The organism is Streptomyces sp. DSM 42067 (assembly GCF_055792885.1).
The window spans coordinates 5,401,796-5,416,749 of sequence record NZ_CM147706.1 but is presented as its reverse complement, the minus strand read 5'-3'; the positions used below and the strand labels follow the sequence as shown (position 1 = coordinate 5,416,749).

Annotated in this window: 23 protein-coding genes; all 23 read right to left on the bottom strand. The window is 67.4% G+C overall.

Annotated elements, in window-relative coordinates; genetic code table 11:
• Nucleotides 1–214: 214 nt before the first annotated feature.
• Complete coding sequence (rplO, locus tag ACSMXV_RS24910; RefSeq protein ID WP_030745257.1) at nucleotides 215–670, bottom strand: 50S ribosomal protein L15; 456 nt, start codon at nucleotides 668–670, stop codon at nucleotides 215–217.
• 2 nt (nucleotides 671–672) lie between these two features.
• On the bottom strand, nucleotides 673–855 hold the full coding sequence (rpmD, locus tag ACSMXV_RS24905) for a 50S ribosomal protein L30 (protein WP_181659089.1): 183 nt from the start codon (nucleotides 853–855) through the stop codon (nucleotides 673–675).
• Nucleotides 855–1,460 (bottom strand): 30S ribosomal protein S5, encoded by a 606-nt coding sequence (gene rpsE, locus ACSMXV_RS24900; RefSeq protein ID WP_019753099.1) that lies wholly within the window; start codon nucleotides 1,458–1,460, stop codon nucleotides 855–857. Before rpsE ends, rpmD begins: the two co-directional genes overlap by 1 nt.
• Before the next feature lie 43 nt (nucleotides 1,461–1,503).
• Complete coding sequence (gene rplR, locus ACSMXV_RS24895; protein WP_473173467.1) at nucleotides 1,504–1,887, bottom strand: 50S ribosomal protein L18; 384 nt, start codon at nucleotides 1,885–1,887, stop codon at nucleotides 1,504–1,506.
• A gap of 3 nt (nucleotides 1,888–1,890) precedes the next feature.
• Nucleotides 1,891–2,430, bottom strand: a complete 540-nt coding sequence (gene rplF, locus ACSMXV_RS24890) for a 50S ribosomal protein L6 (protein ID WP_473173466.1) — start codon at nucleotides 2,428–2,430, stop codon at nucleotides 1,891–1,893.
• A 24-nt stretch (nucleotides 2,431–2,454) separates the two neighbouring features.
• Complete coding sequence (gene rpsH, locus ACSMXV_RS24885; protein WP_473173465.1) at nucleotides 2,455–2,853, bottom strand: 30S ribosomal protein S8; 399 nt, start codon at nucleotides 2,851–2,853, stop codon at nucleotides 2,455–2,457.
• 211 nt (nucleotides 2,854–3,064) lie between these two features.
• Nucleotides 3,065–3,250: a type Z 30S ribosomal protein S14 gene (locus tag ACSMXV_RS24880; protein WP_003956452.1), complete on the bottom strand. Its 186-nt coding sequence runs from the start codon at nucleotides 3,248–3,250 to the stop codon at nucleotides 3,065–3,067.
• A gap of 5 nt (nucleotides 3,251–3,255) precedes the next feature.
• Nucleotides 3,256–3,813 carry a 50S ribosomal protein L5 gene (gene rplE, locus ACSMXV_RS24875; RefSeq protein WP_077796752.1) on the bottom strand — a complete coding sequence of 186 codons (558 nt, stop codon included), beginning with the start codon at nucleotides 3,811–3,813 and terminating at the stop codon, nucleotides 3,256–3,258.
• Nucleotides 3,813–4,136, bottom strand: a complete 324-nt coding sequence (rplX, locus tag ACSMXV_RS24870) for a 50S ribosomal protein L24 (RefSeq protein ID WP_053674523.1) — start codon at nucleotides 4,134–4,136, stop codon at nucleotides 3,813–3,815. Before rplX ends, rplE begins: the two co-directional genes overlap by 1 nt.
• Before the next feature lie 2 nt (nucleotides 4,137–4,138).
• Nucleotides 4,139–4,507, bottom strand: coding sequence for a 50S ribosomal protein L14 (gene rplN, locus ACSMXV_RS24865; protein ID WP_003956455.1), 369 nt, complete (start codon nucleotides 4,505–4,507; stop codon nucleotides 4,139–4,141).
• Nucleotides 4,508–4,606: 99 nt separating this feature from the next.
• Nucleotides 4,607–4,891 (bottom strand): 30S ribosomal protein S17, encoded by a 285-nt coding sequence (rpsQ, locus tag ACSMXV_RS24860; RefSeq protein ID WP_473173464.1) that lies wholly within the window; start codon nucleotides 4,889–4,891, stop codon nucleotides 4,607–4,609.
• Nucleotides 4,891–5,115 carry a 50S ribosomal protein L29 gene (rpmC, locus tag ACSMXV_RS24855; protein ID WP_010036720.1) on the bottom strand — a complete coding sequence of 75 codons (225 nt, stop codon included), beginning with the start codon at nucleotides 5,113–5,115 and terminating at the stop codon, nucleotides 4,891–4,893. The genes rpsQ and rpmC overlap by 1 nt, the downstream gene beginning before the upstream one ends.
• The gene (gene rplP, locus ACSMXV_RS24850; RefSeq protein WP_033319640.1) at nucleotides 5,115–5,534 is read right to left on the bottom strand and encodes a 50S ribosomal protein L16; all 420 of its coding nucleotides are present in this window, start codon (nucleotides 5,532–5,534) and stop codon (nucleotides 5,115–5,117) included. Before rplP ends, rpmC begins: the two co-directional genes overlap by 1 nt.
• 5 nt (nucleotides 5,535–5,539) lie before the next feature.
• Nucleotides 5,540–6,376 carry a 30S ribosomal protein S3 gene (rpsC, locus tag ACSMXV_RS24845; protein ID WP_473173463.1) on the bottom strand — a complete coding sequence of 279 codons (837 nt, stop codon included), beginning with the start codon at nucleotides 6,374–6,376 and terminating at the stop codon, nucleotides 5,540–5,542.
• A complete protein-coding gene (gene rplV / locus ACSMXV_RS24840; protein ID WP_003974262.1) occupies nucleotides 6,376–6,723 on the bottom strand; it encodes a 50S ribosomal protein L22 in 348 nt (115 codons plus the stop codon). Before rplV ends, rpsC begins: the two co-directional genes overlap by 1 nt.
• Nucleotides 6,724–6,765: 42 nt before the next feature.
• Nucleotides 6,766–7,047 (bottom strand): 30S ribosomal protein S19, encoded by a 282-nt coding sequence (gene rpsS, locus ACSMXV_RS24835; RefSeq protein WP_010986346.1) that lies wholly within the window; start codon nucleotides 7,045–7,047, stop codon nucleotides 6,766–6,768.
• 12 nt (nucleotides 7,048–7,059) lie between these two features.
• Nucleotides 7,060–7,896: a 50S ribosomal protein L2 gene (gene rplB / locus ACSMXV_RS24830; protein ID WP_473173462.1), complete on the bottom strand. Its 837-nt coding sequence runs from the start codon at nucleotides 7,894–7,896 to the stop codon at nucleotides 7,060–7,062.
• A gap of 38 nt (nucleotides 7,897–7,934) precedes the next feature.
• The gene (gene rplW, locus ACSMXV_RS24825; RefSeq protein WP_181659085.1) at nucleotides 7,935–8,351 is read right to left on the bottom strand and encodes a 50S ribosomal protein L23; all 417 of its coding nucleotides are present in this window, start codon (nucleotides 8,349–8,351) and stop codon (nucleotides 7,935–7,937) included.
• Nucleotides 8,351–9,001 carry a 50S ribosomal protein L4 gene (gene rplD, locus ACSMXV_RS24820; RefSeq protein WP_181863399.1) on the bottom strand — a complete coding sequence of 217 codons (651 nt, stop codon included), beginning with the start codon at nucleotides 8,999–9,001 and terminating at the stop codon, nucleotides 8,351–8,353. The genes rplW and rplD overlap by 1 nt, the downstream gene beginning before the upstream one ends.
• Nucleotides 9,002–9,009: 8 nt before the next feature.
• A complete protein-coding gene (gene rplC / locus ACSMXV_RS24815; RefSeq protein ID WP_181659083.1) occupies nucleotides 9,010–9,654 on the bottom strand; it encodes a 50S ribosomal protein L3 in 645 nt (214 codons plus the stop codon).
• Between the two features lie 16 nt (nucleotides 9,655–9,670).
• Nucleotides 9,671–9,979 carry a 30S ribosomal protein S10 gene (gene rpsJ / locus ACSMXV_RS24810; RefSeq protein WP_003948644.1) on the bottom strand — a complete coding sequence of 103 codons (309 nt, stop codon included), beginning with the start codon at nucleotides 9,977–9,979 and terminating at the stop codon, nucleotides 9,671–9,673.
• A gap of 515 nt (nucleotides 9,980–10,494) precedes the next feature.
• Nucleotides 10,495–11,559, bottom strand: a complete 1,065-nt coding sequence (locus tag ACSMXV_RS24805; RefSeq protein ID WP_473173461.1) for an endo-1,4-beta-xylanase — start codon at nucleotides 11,557–11,559, stop codon at nucleotides 10,495–10,497.
• Between the two features lie 60 nt (nucleotides 11,560–11,619).
• Nucleotides 11,620–14,805 (bottom strand): glycosyl hydrolase 115 family protein, encoded by a 3,186-nt coding sequence (locus ACSMXV_RS24800; RefSeq protein ID WP_473173460.1) that lies wholly within the window; start codon nucleotides 14,803–14,805, stop codon nucleotides 11,620–11,622.
• Nucleotides 14,806–14,954 lie beyond the last annotated feature (149 nt).

Here is a 14,954-nt window from a genome sequence, read left to right as displayed (position 1 = left end):
CCCCGCGCACATGCGTCAGAGGTGACGGTCTTGAGGTTCGACGAATACGGTCAAGCCGCCTGGCGCCCCCCTGGAGGCACACCAGGCGAAAAGTTAACAGTGCAGGCCACCTTACCGGCGTCCGTGCTCCCCTGGAACGACCAACCGGGGATACCCCATTTGTGGAGCATCCCCGGTGGGATCGTTCAGGTCATCAAGCCCGTTTGCTGAAGAATCAGACGAGCTCGGTGACGGTACCGCCGGCGGCGGTGATCTTCTCCTTGGCGGAGCCGGAGACGGCGTCGACCGTCACCTGCAGCGCCACGGAGACCTCGCCCTGGCCGAGGACCTTGACGAGGCTGTTCTTGCGAACGGCACCCTTGGCCACGAGGCCCTCGACGGTGACCTCGCCACCCTCGGGGTAGAGCGCGGCCAGCTTGTCGAGGTTCACGACCTGGTACTCGGTCTTGAACGGGTTCTTGAAGCCCTTCAGCTTCGGGAGGCGCATGTGCAGCGGCATCTGGCCACCCTCGAAGCGCTCCGGAACCTGGTAGCGGGCCTTGGTGCCCTTGGTACCACGACCGGCCGTCTTACCCTTCGACGCCTCACCACGACCGACGCGGGTCTTGGCGGTCTTGGCGCCCGGGGCGGGACGGAGGTTGTGGATCTTCAGCGGGTTCTGCTCCGCCATGATCAGTCGACCTCCTCGACCGTCACGAGGTGACGGACATGGCGAACCATGCCGCGGAACTCGGGGCGGTCCTCCTTGACGACCACGTCACCCAGGCGCTTGAGGCCCAGGGTCCGCAGGGTGTCACGGTGGTTCTGCTTGCTGCCGATGTACGACTTCGTCTGCGTGATCTTGAGGCGAGCCATTACGCACCCGCCCCGGCACGCGCACGAAGCAGAGCCGCGGGGGCGACGTCCTCGAGGGGCAGACCACGGCGGGCCGCGATCTCCTCGGGGCGCTGCAGGCCCTTCAGGGCCTCCACGGTCGCGTGCACGATGTTGATCGCGTTGTCGGAGCCGAGCGACTTCGACAGGACGTCGTGGATACCGGCGCACTCGAGCACGGCACGCACCGGACCACCGGCGATAACACCGGTACCCGGGGACGCGGGCTTGAGCAGCACGACGCCGGCAGCCTTCTCACCCTGGATCGGGTGCGGGATGGTGCCCTGGATACGGGGGACCTTGAAGAAGTGCTTCTTGGCCTCCTCAACGCCCTTGGCGATGGCGGCCGGCACCTCCTTGGCCTTGCCGTAACCGACACCCACGGTGCCGTCACCGTCGCCCACCACGACCAGCGCGGTGAAGCTGAAGCGACGACCACCCTTCACAACCTTGGCGACGCGGTTGATCGCGACAACGCGCTCAACGTACGCGGTCTTCTCGGCGGCAGCTGCGCCGCCGTCACGGCCCTTCCGGTCCCGCCGCTCGCCGCCACCGGCACCGCTTCCGCGGCGCTGGGGTCCAGCCATTGGAATTACCTCTCTTCGTTTTCCGCTGAGCTACGGAACCGGCTCAGAACTTCAGGCCGGCTTCGCGGGCGGCGTCCGCCAGGGCGGCGATGCGCCCGGCGTACTTGTTGCCACCACGGTCGAACACGACGGCCTCGACACCCGCGGCCTTGGCGCGCTCGGCGAGCAGGGCGCCGACCTTGCCGGCGGCCGCGGACTTGTCGCCCTCGCCACCGCGGATCGACGTGTCCAGGGTCGACGCCGACGCCAGGGTGTGACCCTGGATGTCGTCGATGACCTGGGCCACGATGTGGCGGTTCGAGCGCGTCACGACCAGGCGCGGACGCTCGGCCGTACCCGAGATCCTCTTGCGGATGCGGATGTGGCGGCGCTTGATGGCAGTCGCCTTGTAGGCATTACCCTTGGCGATCTTCACACCGTATGCCATGGCTTACTTACCCGCCTTTCCGACCTTGCGGCGGATGACTTCGCCCTCGTACTTGACGCCCTTGGCCTTGTACGGGTCGGGCTTGCGCAGCTTGCGGATGTTGGCCGCAACCTCGCCGACCTTCTGCTTGTCGATGCCCTCGACCGAGAAGTGGGTCGGGTTCTCGACCTTGAACGAGATGCCCTCGGGGGCCTCGATCAGGATCGGGTGGCTGTAGCCGAGCGAGAACTCGAGGTTCGAGCCCTTCGCCACGACGCGGTAACCGACACCGCTGATCTCGAGCTTCTTCACGTAACCCTGGGTCACGCCGGTGATCATGTTCGCCACCAGCGTGCGGGACAGGCCGTGCAGGGCCTTGTTCTGACGCTCGTCGTTCGGACGGGTGACGTTGAGAACGCCGTCCTCGCCCTTAACGATGTCGATCGGCGCGGCAACGGTGTGAGAGAGGGTGCCCTTGGGGCCCTTCACCTGGACCGTACGGCCGTCGATGGTGACGTCCACGCCGGCGGGAACCGTGATGGGGAGCTTGCCAATACGCGACATAGCTGTTTCCTCCGTTCCCTTCCGCTACCAGACGTAGGCGAGGACTTCCCCACCCACGCCCTTCTTGCCGGCCTGCTTGTCGGTGAGGAGCCCGTGGGAGGTGGAGATGATCGCCACGCCCAGGCCGCCGAGCACCTTCGGCAGGTTGGTGGACTTCGCGTACACCCGGAGACCGGGCTTGGAGATCCGCTTGATGCCCGCGATGGAGCGCTCACGGTTCGGGCCGAACTTCAGCTCGAGGACGAGGTTCTTGCCGACCTCGGCGTCCTCGACGCGCCAGCCCGTGATGAAGCCCTCCTGCTGGAGGATCTCCGCGATGTGCGACTTGATCTTCGATGCCGGCATCGACACGGAGTCGTGGTATGCCGAGTTCGCGTTCCGCAGACGCGTAAGCATGTCTGCGATCGGATCAGTCATGGTCATGAATTGGCCTTCGGCCTCTCTCGCCGGGGTTTCCTGTCTGTGCCATCCCTCTCCCCGATCCGAGACGGGACGGGTGCGGCACGGGGACCTACGGCGTAGTAAGTCGGTCCAGGGCGGCAGGCGCCCAACCACACAAGCCTAAGCCATGTGAAGTCGGGCTCCTGCCGACCCAGTTGCTTACCGAGAGTCCGGTATCAACCCAAGTGGGCTGTTACCAGGAGCTCTTGGTCACGCCCGGCAGCTCGCCGCGGTGAGCCATCTCACGAAGGCACACGCGGCACAGGCCGAACTTGCGGTACACGGAGTGCGGACGGCCGCAGCGCTGGCAGCGGGTGTACGCACGCACACCGAACTTGGGCTTGCGAGCAGCCTTGGCAATCAGAGCCTTCTTCGCCATCTCGCTCACGCCTCCTTGAAGGGGAAGCCGAGGTGACGAAGGAGCGCGCGGCCCTCAGCGTCGTTGGTCGCCGTGGTCACCACGGTGATGTCCATACCCCGGGTGCGGTCGATCTTGTCCTGGTCGATCTCGTGGAACATGACCTGCTCGGTGAGACCGAAGGTGTAGTTGCCACGGCCGTCGAACTGCTTGGGGGACAGACCACGGAAGTCGCGGATGCGCGGGAGCGCGAGCGACAGGGTGCGGTCCAGGAACTCCCACATGCGGTCGCCACGAAGCGTGACGTGGGCACCGATCGGCTGGCCCTCACGCAGCTTGAACTGCGCGATGGACTTGCGGGCCTTGGTGACGGCCGGCTTCTGGCCCGTGATCGTGGTGAGGTCGCGGATGGCGCCCTCGATCAGCTTGGAGTCGCGGGCGGCGTCGCCCACACCCATGTTGACCACGATCTTGACGAGGCCGGGAACCTGCATGACGTTCTCGTACGAGAACTCCTCACGCAGCTTGCCCGCGATCTCCTCGCGGTACTTCGTCTTGAGACGCGGAGTCGTGGTGGTAGCCATCAGATGTCCTCACCCGTCCGCTTGGCAACGCGGATCTTGTTGCCCTCGTCGTCGAAGCGGTAGCCGACGCGAGTGACGACCTTGTTGCCGTCCTTCTCCACGACGAGCTGAACGTTGCTCACGTGGATCGGGGCCTCGGTCGTGACGATGCCGCCGGCCTGGGAGCCGCGGGCCGTCGGGCCGGCCTTGGTGTGCTTCTTGACCCGGTTGACACCCTCGACCAGGACACGCTCGTCGCGCGGGTAAGCGGCAATGACCTTGCCCTGCTTGCCCTTGTCCTTGCCGGTGATGACCTGGACCAGGTCACCCTTCTTGATCTTCATGCTTACAGCACCTCCGGCGCGAGCGAGATGATCTTCATGAACTTCTTCTCGCGCAGCTCACGGCCCACGGGGCCGAAGATACGGGTGCCGCGAGGGTCGCCGTCGTTCTTCAGAATGACGGCGGCGTTCTCGTCGAAGCGGATGTACGAGCCGTCCTGGCGACGGCGCTCCTTGACGGTGCGAACGATGACCGCCTTGACGACGTCACCCTTCTTCACGTTGCCACCGGGGATCGCGTCCTTGACGGTGGCGACGATGACGTCACCGATGCCCGCGTAGCGGCGACCGGAGCCACCGAGAACACGGATGCAAAGGATCTCCTTCGCACCAGTGTTGTCGGCGACGCGCAGTCGCGACTCCTGCTGGATCACGTCTATCTCCTGATCGTCTGCCGGTTCCCCGGGGGCTGCTTGGTCGCAGCCCCCGGAGCCTGGCGGAACTGGTCCGAGGGGAATGCCCCTCGGAAGGGGTTACTTGGCCTTCTCGAGGATCTCGACGATGCGCCAGCGCTTCGTCGACGACAGCGGCCGGGTCTCCATGAGGAGGACGCGGTCGCCGACGCCCGCAGCGTTCTGCTCGTCGTGCGCCTTGAGCTTGCTGGTGCGGCGGATGACCTTGCCGTACAGCGCGTGCTTGACGCGGTCCTCGACAGCGACGACGACGGTCTTGTCCATCTTGTCGCTGACGACCAGACCCTCACGGGTCTTGCGGAAACCGCGGCCTTCGGTCTTCTCAGTCACGTTGCTCTCGCTCATCAGGCGCTCTCCACCGTCTCGATGCCCAGCTCGCGCTCACGCATCAGGGTGTAGATCCGGGCGATGTCCTTACGGACCGCCTTCAGACGGCCGTGGTTCTCGAGCTGCCCGGTCGCCGCCTGGAAGCGGAGGTTGAACAGCTCTTCCTTGGCCTCGCGGAGCTTGTTGAGGAGCTCCTCGTTGCCCAGCTCGCGCAGCTCGGACGCCTTGGTGCCGGCCGACATCACGCTTCACCTGCCTCGCGCCGCACGATGCGGCACTTCATCGGAAGCTTGTGAGCAGCGCGGGTAAGCGCCTCACGCGCAATCTTCTCGTTCGGGTAGGACAGCTCGAACATCACCCGGCCCGGGTGAACGTTCGCGACCCACCACTCCGGCGAACCCTTACCGGAACCCATGCGGGTCTCGGCAGGCTTCTTCGTCAGCGGGCGGTCCGGGTAGATGTTGATCCAGACCTTGCCGCCACGCTTGATGTGACGGGTCATCGCGATACGAGCCGCCTCGATCTGGCGGTTGGTCACGTACGCCGGCGTGAGGGCCTGGATGCCGTACTCGCCGAACGCAACCGTCGTACCGCCCTTGGCCTGACCGCGGCGCTTCGGGTGGTGCTGCTTGCGGTGCTTGACCCTACGGGGGATCAGCATGTCGGTCAGGCCTCCGTTCCGGTGCTCTCAGCCGGAGCGGCAGCGGCGGGAGCCTCGGCCTTGGGGGCCTCGGCAGCCGGAGCCGACTGCTGCTGCGGCTTACGACCGCGACCGCCACGCTCGCCACCGCGGCCACCACGGGCCGGGCGGTCGGCGCCGCCACGGGCCGGGCGGTTGCCGGCGCGGGCAGCAGCGTTCTCGGCGCGGACCTCGGCGATGTTCTTGACGTCGCCCTTGTAGATCCAGACCTTCACACCGATGCGGCCGAAGGTCGTCTTGGCCTCGAAGAAGCCGTAGTCGACGTTCGCGCGGAGCGTGTGCAGGGGCACACGGCCCTCGCGGTAGAACTCCGAGCGGGACATCTCGGCGCCGCCGAGACGGCCACCACACTGGATCTTGATGCCCTTGGCGCCCGCCTTCATCGCCGACTGCATGCTCTTACGCATGGCGCGGCGGAAGGAGACGCGGGACGACAGCTGCTCGGCAACGGCCTGGGCAACCAGCTGAGCGTCGGTCTCGGGGTTCTTGACCTCGAGGATGTTCAGCTGGACCTGCTTGCCCGTGAGCTTCTCGAGGTCGCCGCGGATGCGGTCGGCCTCGGCGCCACGGCGGCCGATGACGATGCCGGGACGCGCGGTGTGGATGTCCACCCGCACGCGGTCACGGGTGCGCTCGATCTCAACCTTCGAGATGCCGGCGCGCTCCATGCCGGACGTCATCATCCGACGGATGGCGACGTCTTCCTTGACGTAGTCCTTGTACAGCTTGTCGGCGTACCAGCGGGACTTGAAGTCCGTGGTGATGCCGAGCCGGAACCCATGCGGGTTAACCTTCTGGCCCATTACCGGGTTCCTTCCTTGCTGCTGACGACCACGGTGATGTGGCTGGTCCGCTTGCGGATCCGGTAGGCACGGCCCTGGGCACGCGGACGGAACCGCTTCAGGGTCGGACCCTCGTCGACGTAGGCCTCGGAGATGAAGAGGCTGTCGGCGTCGGTGTGGTCGTAGTTGTGCGCGGCGTTGGCGATGGCGCTGTCAAGCACCTTGCCGACCGGCACGCTCGCGGCCTGCGGGGCGAAACGCAGGACCGCCTGAGCCTCCGTGGCGTCCATGCCACGGATAAGGTCCACCACGCGGCGGGCCTTCATGGGCGTGACGCGGATGTACCGCGCCTGGGCCCTGGCTTCCATGGTTGTCCTTCCAGTGTCTGTCATGGTCATTCCACCCCGCTACTAGCGGCGCTTCGACTTCCGGTCGTCCTTGACGTGACCCCGGAAGGTGCGCGTCGGCGAGAACTCGCCGAGCTTGTGGCCGACCATCGACTCGGTGACAAACACCGGAATGTGGGTCTTGCCGTTGTGCACCGCGATCGTGTGGCCCAGCATGGCCGGGATGATCATCGAGCGACGGGACCAGGTCTTGATGACGTTCTTGGAACCGGCTTCGTTCTGTGCGTCCACCTTCTTGATCAGGTGGTCGTCGACGAAGGGCCCCTTCTTGAGACTGCGCGGCATCTAAACCCGCTCCTAGCGCTTCTTGTTCGTCTTGCGGCGGCGGACGATGTACTTGCTCGAAGCCTTCTTCGGCGAACGAGTACGACCCTCCTTCTGACCCCACGGGGAGACCGGGTGGCGACCACCGGAGGTCTTGCCCTCACCACCACCGTGCGGGTGGTCAACCGGGTTCATCGCCACACCGCGAACGGTCGGGCGGACGCCCAGCCAGCGCTTACGGCCGGCCTTGCCCCAGTTGATGTTCGACTGCTCGGCGTTGCCGACCTCGCCGACGGTGGCGCGGCAGCGCACGTCGACCAGGCGGATCTCACCGGACGGCATACGAAGGTGGGCCATCTGGCCCTCCTTCGCCAGCAGCTGCACGGAGGCACCGGCGGAGCGGGCGAACTTGGCACCGCCACCGGGACGGAGCTCGATCGCGTGGATCGTGGTACCGACCGGGATGTTGCGGAGCGCCAGGTTGTTGCCCGGCTTGATGTCGGCCCCAGGACCGTTCTCGACGCGGTCGCCCTGCGACAGGTTGCGCGGGGCGAGGATGTAGCGCTTCTCGCCGTCCGCGTAGTGCAGCAGCGCGATGCGCGCGGTGCGGTTGGGGTCGTACTCGATGTGCGCGACCTTCGCCGGCACGCCGTCCTTGTCGTGACGACGGAAGTCGATCACTCGGTAGGCGCGCTTGTGTCCGCCACCCTGGTGGCGAACGGTCACACGACCGGCGTTGTTACGGCCGCCCTTGCTGTGCAGCGGGCGGACCAGCGACTTCTCCGGCGTGGACCGCGTGACCTCGACGAAGTCGGCGACGCTGGAGCCACGACGGCCCGGAGTCGTCGGCTTGTACTTGCGGATACCCATTTCTCAGTCCTCGTCCGATATCGGACCAGGGCGCTCCGTTAGGAGGCCTGGCCGAAGATGTCGATACGGTCGCCCTCGGCGAGGGTCACGATCGCGCGCTTGCTGTCGGCACGCTTGCCGAAGCCCGTGCGGGTCCGCTTGCGCTTGCCCTGGCGGTTGATCGTGTTGACCCCGGTGACCTTGACCGAGAAGACCGCCTGGACGGCCTGCTTGATCTGGGTCTTGTTGGCACGCGGGTCGACGATGAAGGTGTACTTGCCCTCGTCGAGGAGCGCGTAGCTCTTCTCGGAGACGACCGGCTTGAGGAGGACGTCACGGGGGTCCGTGAAGCTCTTGCTCAGCGGGGTCTCAACGGTGTTCTTGCCCTCGGTGGCGTGGCGCTTCGCCTTGGCGATGCGCGCGGCCTTCGCGGCCTTGGCGGCCTTGGGGGCAATGCTCGGGTGACGCGTAGCCATCAGGCCTCGCTCCCTTCGGTCTCATCGGCCTTGGGGCCAGACACGAAGGACTCGAAGGCGGCCTGGGTGAAGACCACGTCGTCCGAGACGAGCACGTCGTACGTGTTCAGCTGGCCCGGCTCCAGGATGTGCACCTGGGGCAGGTTGCGGGCGGAGAGCAGCGCGGCCTCGTCGTTCCGCTCGACGACCAGGAGCACGTTCTTGCGCTCCGAGATCTTGCCGAGCAGGTTCTTCGCGGCCTTGGTGGAGATCTCGCCCTCGACCACGCCGGAGACGACGTGGATGCGGTTGTTGCGGGCCCGGTCGGTGAGGGCACCGCGCAGGGCGGCGGCCTTCATCTTCTTCGGGGTCCGCTGCGAGTAGTCACGCGGCTGCGGGCCGTGGACGACGCCACCGCCGGCGAACTGCGGCGCACGGGTCGAACCCTGGCGGGCGCGGCCGGTGCCCTTCTGGCGGTACGGCTTCTTGCCACCGCCGCGGACCTCGCCGCGGGTCTTCGTCTTGTGCGTGCCCTGGCGGGCAGCGGCCAGCTGGGCGACGACGACCTGGTGGATCAGCGGAATGCTGACCTTGGCGTCGAAGATCTCCGCGGGGAGCTCGACGGTACCGGCCTTGTCGCCTGCCGGCGAAAGGATGTCAACAGTGCTCATCGGTTACCTCAGGCCCCCTTGGCCGCGGTGCGGACCAGGACGAGGCCGCCGTTCGGACCGGGAACCGCGCCCTTGATGAGCAGCAGACCCTTCTCCGCGTCAACGGCGTGGACGGTCAGGTTCTGGGTGGTGACCCGCTCGTTGCCCATGCGGCCCGCCATGCGGAGGCCCTTGAACACGCGGCCCGGGGTGGCGCAGCCACCGATGGAACCGGGAGAGCGGTGCTTGCGCTGGGTGCCGTGCCCGGCGCCGAGGCCACGGAAGTTGTGGCGCTTCATGACACCGGCGAAGCCCTTGCCCTTGCTCTTGCCGGTCACGTCCACCTTGACGCCCGCCTCGAAGGTCTCGGCGGTGATCTCCTGGCCGAGGGTGTACTCGCTGGCGTCAGCGGTACGGATCTCGACGAGGTGACGACGGGGGGTGACATCGGCCTTGGCGAAGTGGCCCTTGAGGGGCTTGTTCACCTTGCGCGGGTCGATCTCGCCGAAGGCGATCTGGACCGACTCGTAGCCGTCGGTGTCGTTCGTACGGACCTGGGTGACGACGTTGGGGCCGGCCTTGACGACGGTGACCGGAACAACACGGTTGTTCTCGTCCCACACCTGCGTCATGCCGAGCTTCTCGCCCAGGATGCCCTTGATCTGCTTAGCCATTCTCAGATCACCGGCCTCAGAGCTTGATCTCGATGTCGACACCGGCCGGGAGGTCGAGTCGCATCAGAGAGTCAACGGTCTTGGGCGTCGGGTCGAGGATGTCGATCAGGCGCTTGTGCGTGCGCATCTCGAAGTGCTCGCGCGAGTCCTTGTACTTGTGCGGCGACTTGATGACGCAGTACACGTTCTTCTCAGTGGGCAGCGGCACCGGGCCCGCGACCGACGCACCAGTGCGGGTCACCGTCTCGACGATCTTCTTCGCCGAGGAGTCGATGACCTCGTGGTCGTAGGCCTTGAGCCGGATGCGGATCTTCTGTCCCGCCATGGCTACTTCGTAGTCCTGTCTCTCGTAAACGCTCTGGAACCCGGAGGGCCGGCTCGTGAAAGCCGGGCCTCTTCTCCGACCCCCGCGGTCGGGCGTGTCGCTGCCCCGCTGACACGGATATCCGGATGGATTTCCCTGCTAGGGGGTGCGATCGTCGACCGCGGTGCGGGGGTGAGACCACCCGCCGGGTGCCTGGCCGGTACCCCGCTGACGCTTCCCGGAAGATTCCCGTACTTCCGCCCCTGAGAAGAGGCGACGAGTACTGTGGGACTCGCTTCCGGTCCTCCCGGCGGGAGGCGCGCAGCATCGGCACTCAACCGAGCAACCCCGATAGTCTGCCATACGGGACGGGGCCATCGCCAATCGAGCCGAAGAGCGTACCCGGTGCCGGTCTCGGATCAAACCATTGGGTGCCTGCGCCACAGGCGGGATGACCGCGGAACGACGCTCCGGGCTGCTCCCCCACACGCGGGTGCCCCGACCGAGCGGCCGGGGCACCCATATGGTCGACGGGATCAGCGGCCCGAGGCCAGCTCCTCACGGACCGCGGAGTACGCCGGCTTCGGCGCGTAGTTCTCGTCCAGCAGGTTCGCGGCACCCTGGCCGTCGAACACGCCGGGGATCCAGCTGTACTTGTCGGTGTGGCCCCAGACGGTGAAGGACTTGCAGCCGGTCGTGGCCAGGCAGGCGTCGAGCAGGCGGCGGTAGTCGTCGGCCTGGCGGGCCAGCTTGGTGTCGTCGACGGGCAGGATCATCCGGACGTCGACCTCCGTGAAGGCGGTCTCCAGCCCCAAGTCGTCGAAGCGCTTCAGGTTCGCGGCGACGTTGCCCGGGAAGCCGTACTGAATGCCGAGGTGGCCCTGGATGCCGAAGCCCTGGACCGGGACGCCCTCCGCCCTCAGTTGCTTGGCCAGCTCGTAGTAGGCCGTGGACTTCGCGTTGATGCCCTCGACGTTGTAGTCGTTCACGAACAGCTTCGCCTTGGGGTCGGCCTCGTGGGCCCAGCGGAAGGCGTCGGCTATGTAGGACGGGCCGAGCTTCTGGAGCCAGATCGAGTTGCGCAGGGTGCCGTCCTCCTCGAAGACCTCGTTGACGACGTCCCACTGGTAGATCTTGCCCTTGAAGTGCTTGACCTGGGTGGTGATGTGGTTCTTCAGGATCGCGCGCAGCTCGTCCGAGTCGATCGAGCCGTCGGCGACGCCCGAGGTCAGCCACGTCGGCAGCTGGCTGTGCCAGACCAGGGTGTGGCCGCGTACGGCCTGCCCGTTGTCGTGGGCGAAGCGGATGAGGTCGTCGGCCTCGGACCAGTCGTACACCCCGCGCTCCGGCTCGACGGCCTCCCACTTCATGACGTTCTCGGCCGTGACGGAGCTGAACTCCTTGGCGGTCGACTTCCGGTACGCGGTGTCGTCGGCCAGGGCCGACGTGTTCACGGCAGTACCGATCAGGAGGTCCGCGCGGCCCGCGAGCTGGCGGAGGCTGGGGTCCTGGTCGGCGGCTGAGGCCGCCTGCGTCCCGGTGACCATGAGTACGGCGCTGAGCAGGGCGGTTGCTGCGATGGGCGTGCGGAAACGCGTCATGTTCTTCCTTCGTCGGTACGGATTGTTCGCCGGTACGGGTAGTACGGGCGGTGGTGCTGGTCAGCGCACGCGGTGGCTCTCCAGAGGCCCGAGGTACGTGGGCGTGAGGCCACCGGTGTCGATCACCAGGCGCTGGAGTACGACGGTCGGGTCGACCATCCAGAAATTGAGGCGGTGCACTCCGGCCTGGGCGATGGTGTGCCCGGTGGCGGTGAGGTTGACGTTGTCGGAGGTGTTGCGGGCCCACGGGGCGTTCATGGCTCCGTCGTCGGCACCGGTCACCGCGGTGATGTCCACGGTCCCCGGGGTGTCGTCGTCGAAAGAGACCGCGTAGCGCAGGCCGCCGGTGGGCAGGGCCGGGTTGCGCGGCGAGAGGTACGCCCACACCGTGACCTGGCCGGGGGCGTGCAGGGTCACCTCGTACTCCAGGCGGGGCGAGCTGCCGCCGGGCGTCTGGCGGGCGGCGGTGACCGGGACGGGCGTCATGCCGGCGCCCGTACGGCCGACGCGGTCGACGCGCTGCCAGCGGATGTCCCCGGCGCCGACCGCGCGCGTGCAGTGCTCCGCGTCGATGGCGACATAGCCGCCGGCCTCGACGAAACCGCTGAGGCCGCGTGCGGACGGGTGCTCGGCGATCGCCGTGACGGTGACCGTGGCGCCGTCGGGCCCGTGCACGGTGATGTCCGCCTCCGTCCGCCCGCGCGGCGCCTTCGACCAGTCCACGGTCACGTTCGCCCGCACCTGCTGGTCGATCCGGCCCTCCGGCCGGTCGACCGTGATCCACGGCACGGACGGCGTGATGCGGTAGTCGAAGGGCTCCCGGCCCCGGTTGAAGACCTCGATGTACTGGTCGGGGCGTGTCTGGTACGGGCTGAAGACGGGCAGGACCGACGAGCCCTCGGCCCCCGGCCACCACTCGTCCGAGCCGTCGATCGCCACGCCCATGTCCGCTGCGTCCGGCACCTCGATGCGCTTGACCGCCGGGAAGATCTCATCCGGGAGGGCGACGTTGTTCTTCTCGGGCTGCTGCCAGGAGGCGTTCGGGCCGTAGCGCTCCACATCGCCGTAGCCGATGTGCGGCTGGGTCTGGAAGCCCTTCCACTTGCCGCCCGCCACCTGGGTGTTGAAGCGGTCGGCCAGCGCGAAGTCCTCGGCGAGCCGGGCCTCGGCGGCGGCCGCCAGATCGTTGGTGGCGGCACGGCCCTGCCGCGCGTAGTGCAGGTTGGTGAACTGGGCCTCGCGCAGTGCGTACACGTTCGCGGTGGCCTGCACCTCGTAGCCGACGAGCTCGAACCAGGCGTCCTGTTCGGCCTCCGGCAGATGCCGCGCGATGCGGTCGGCGGCCTTGGCGAGCTTGCGCCACTCGTCGGTGACCCGCTCCAGCTCACGGTGACCGGTTACCGAGAACGGCGTGGCCTTGTCGTCGAACACGATCGCCGAGGAGTCCTTGGCCGGGTCCTTCGCCGGGTTCACGGTGATACGGCGATTGAGTGACTCGGGCTTACGGCGTGACTGGAGCTGGGCGTACGTGGCGAGCACCTCGGCGATCGCGGAGGCCTGGGCCTCGCCGAAGTTCTGCCGGGCGTAGCGGCGCTCCCACACGGGGATGTCCTCCAGCCCCCAGCGGCCCGGGCTCCAGGCGTAGTCGAGGAAGAACTGGGTGGGCAGTTCGTTGCCCTTGAGGTCGCCGACGTTGGTGACCCACAGGCCGTGGTTGCCGTAGGCGATGGCCTGGCGCAGCTGGTCCCACATGTTCGGCAGCGACGTGGTGTCCACCCACTTGTAGTTGCGGCCGGCACCCACGTAGTCGAAGTGGTAGTAGAGGCCGTAGCCGCCGCTGCGCGCGGGCTCCGACGGGTCCGGGTGCTTGCGGATGTTGCCCCAGTTGTCGTCGGTCAGGACGACGGTGACGTCGTCGGGGGCGCGCAGGCCCCGGTCCCAGTAGCGCTGCACCTCCTTGTAGAGGGTCCACACCTGCGGGATCGAGGCGGGGTCCTTGCCGGTGACCTCGGCGATGATCTCGCGCTGGGTCGCGATGATCTCCTGCATCAGCTCGATGGCGTCGCCGTCGGGCAGGCTGGTGTCGCCGTTGCCGCGCATGCCGAGGGTCACCACGCCCTCGAAGTCCTGGTCGACCATGCGGCGGATGCCGTCCGTCCAGTACGCCTTGATGGCCTCGGTATTGCGCCGGAAAGACCATTCGCCGGTGCCGCCGTACGGGTCATGGCCCGGGGTCGTGATGGCCCCGCTGCTGTCGCGCTTGGCGGCGACGGCGTGCCGGTTCCACTCCTCGATGCCCCGCATCATGGGCGCCTCGTGAGAGGTGCCCATGACAATCCCGTACTCCGTGGCGCGGGCGTGGTTCTGCGGGTCGTCCTCGGCGAAGGCCCGGCCCCACACCGCCGGCCAGAGGTAGTTCGCCTTCAGACGCAGCAGGACCTCGAAGACCTTGGCGTAGAAGTCGGCGTTGAAGCCGCCCGGGAAGCCCTGCGCCTTGCCGGGGCCGAAGTAGGCGGGCGCCCAGGTGCCGAGGGCCGGGTTCTCGTCGTTGATGAAGATGCCGCGGTACTTCACTGCCGGGGTGCCCTGGGTGTGGCGGCCCGGCAGGACGTACAGCGCGTCGCGGTGGACCGGGCGGACGTCGTCCCACCAGTACCAGGGCGAGACGCCGATCCCGAGCGAGACGTCGTACGCACCGAAGATCGTGCCGCGCGGGTCGCTGCCCGCGATGACAAGTGCGCGCTCTACTCCCGGCAGCGGCTGCTCGACCACGGTCTGCAGGGACGTCTCCCACTTGCCGCTGATCCCGCCGACATCGAGCTTGCCTGCCTCGACGAGGCCGTCGATCAGGGGGCTGCGGCCGATGGTGCCGATCAGGGTGATCTCGCGGTCGCTCGGGACGACGTCCTTCACCAGGCGCGGACGCACGCCCGTGACGCGCTCGATGTCGTCCCGGAGATCGCCCGCCACGCGCACGACCCCGGTGTGGTCGTCGGTGCTCACCACGAGCGGCACGGCCCGCCCGTCGCGTACGAGAGGAAAGGCGCCCGTCCTCGCCGTGAAGGAGATGTAGGAACCGGGATCCGTCGGCCGAACCCCGCCGGCCTCTGCCGAGGCAGCCTGCGCGACGCCGGAAAGCCCTGGAAGAGTTCCGAGGGCCGACAGGGTCAGGGCACCGAGACCGGCGCCCGCACCCGTCCCCAGAAGGGCTCTGCGGCTGGGCCGCGAAGGGACAGACCTCTCCATCAAGCGCTCCTCCGGGTTGGGGCGGCAGATGCGTGCGCCGACTGCCGTGCCACATGGTGGAGCGATAATTTCCCGGAAACAATGGGTCTACAGTGCCGAAAAATTTTCAGCTCTTTGAGGCACCCCTCCCCATCCGGTTGAAGACAGCG

Excerpts from the sequence above, each read along its gene's own strand:
- rplO (WP_030745257.1), bottom strand. The coding sequence starts at position 670 with ATGGCGGAGCAGAACCCGCTGAAGATCCACAACCTCCGTCCCGCCCCG.
- rpmD (WP_181659089.1), bottom strand. The coding sequence starts at position 855 with ATGGCTCGCCTCAAGATCACGCAGACGAAGTCGTACATCGGCAGCAAG.
- rpsE (WP_019753099.1), bottom strand. The coding sequence starts at position 1,460 with ATGGCTGGACCCCAGCGCCGCGGAAGCGGTGCCGGTGGCGGCGAGCGG.
- rplR (WP_473173467.1), bottom strand. The coding sequence starts at position 1,887 with ATGGCATACGGTGTGAAGATCGCCAAGGGTAATGCCTACAAGGCGACT.
- rplF (WP_473173466.1), bottom strand. The coding sequence starts at position 2,430 with ATGTCGCGTATTGGCAAGCTCCCCATCACGGTTCCCGCCGGCGTGGAC.
- rpsH (WP_473173465.1), bottom strand. The coding sequence starts at position 2,853 with ATGACCATGACTGATCCGATCGCAGACATGCTTACGCGTCTGCGGAAC.
- ACSMXV_RS24880 (WP_003956452.1), bottom strand. The coding sequence starts at position 3,250 with ATGGCGAAGAAGGCTCTGATTGCCAAGGCTGCTCGCAAGCCCAAGTTC.
- rplE (WP_077796752.1), bottom strand. The coding sequence starts at position 3,813 with ATGGCTACCACCACGACTCCGCGTCTCAAGACGAAGTACCGCGAGGAG.
- rplX (WP_053674523.1), bottom strand. The coding sequence starts at position 4,136 with ATGAAGATCAAGAAGGGTGACCTGGTCCAGGTCATCACCGGCAAGGAC.
- rpsQ (WP_473173464.1), bottom strand. The coding sequence starts at position 4,891 with ATGAGCGAGAGCAACGTGACTGAGAAGACCGAAGGCCGCGGTTTCCGC.
- rpmC (WP_010036720.1), bottom strand. The coding sequence starts at position 5,115 with ATGTCGGCCGGCACCAAGGCGTCCGAGCTGCGCGAGCTGGGCAACGAG.
- rplP (WP_033319640.1), bottom strand. The coding sequence starts at position 5,534 with ATGCTGATCCCCCGTAGGGTCAAGCACCGCAAGCAGCACCACCCGAAG.
- rpsC (WP_473173463.1), bottom strand. The coding sequence starts at position 6,376 with ATGGGCCAGAAGGTTAACCCGCATGGGTTCCGGCTCGGCATCACCACG.
- rplV (WP_003974262.1), bottom strand. The coding sequence starts at position 6,723 with ATGGAAGCCAGGGCCCAGGCGCGGTACATCCGCGTCACGCCCATGAAG.
- rpsS (WP_010986346.1), bottom strand. The coding sequence starts at position 7,047 with ATGCCGCGCAGTCTCAAGAAGGGGCCCTTCGTCGACGACCACCTGATC.
- rplB (WP_473173462.1), bottom strand. The coding sequence starts at position 7,896 with ATGGGTATCCGCAAGTACAAGCCGACGACTCCGGGCCGTCGTGGCTCC.
- rplW (WP_181659085.1), bottom strand. The coding sequence starts at position 8,351 with ATGGCTACGCGTCACCCGAGCATTGCCCCCAAGGCCGCCAAGGCCGCG.
- rplD (WP_181863399.1), bottom strand. The coding sequence starts at position 9,001 with ATGAGCACTGTTGACATCCTTTCGCCGGCAGGCGACAAGGCCGGTACC.
- rplC (WP_181659083.1), bottom strand. The coding sequence starts at position 9,654 with ATGGCTAAGCAGATCAAGGGCATCCTGGGCGAGAAGCTCGGCATGACG.
- rpsJ (WP_003948644.1), bottom strand. The coding sequence starts at position 9,979 with ATGGCGGGACAGAAGATCCGCATCCGGCTCAAGGCCTACGACCACGAG.
- ACSMXV_RS24805 (WP_473173461.1), bottom strand. The coding sequence starts at position 11,559 with ATGACGCGTTTCCGCACGCCCATCGCAGCAACCGCCCTGCTCAGCGCC.
- ACSMXV_RS24800 (WP_473173460.1), bottom strand. The coding sequence starts at position 14,805 with ATGGAGAGGTCTGTCCCTTCGCGGCCCAGCCGCAGAGCCCTTCTGGGG.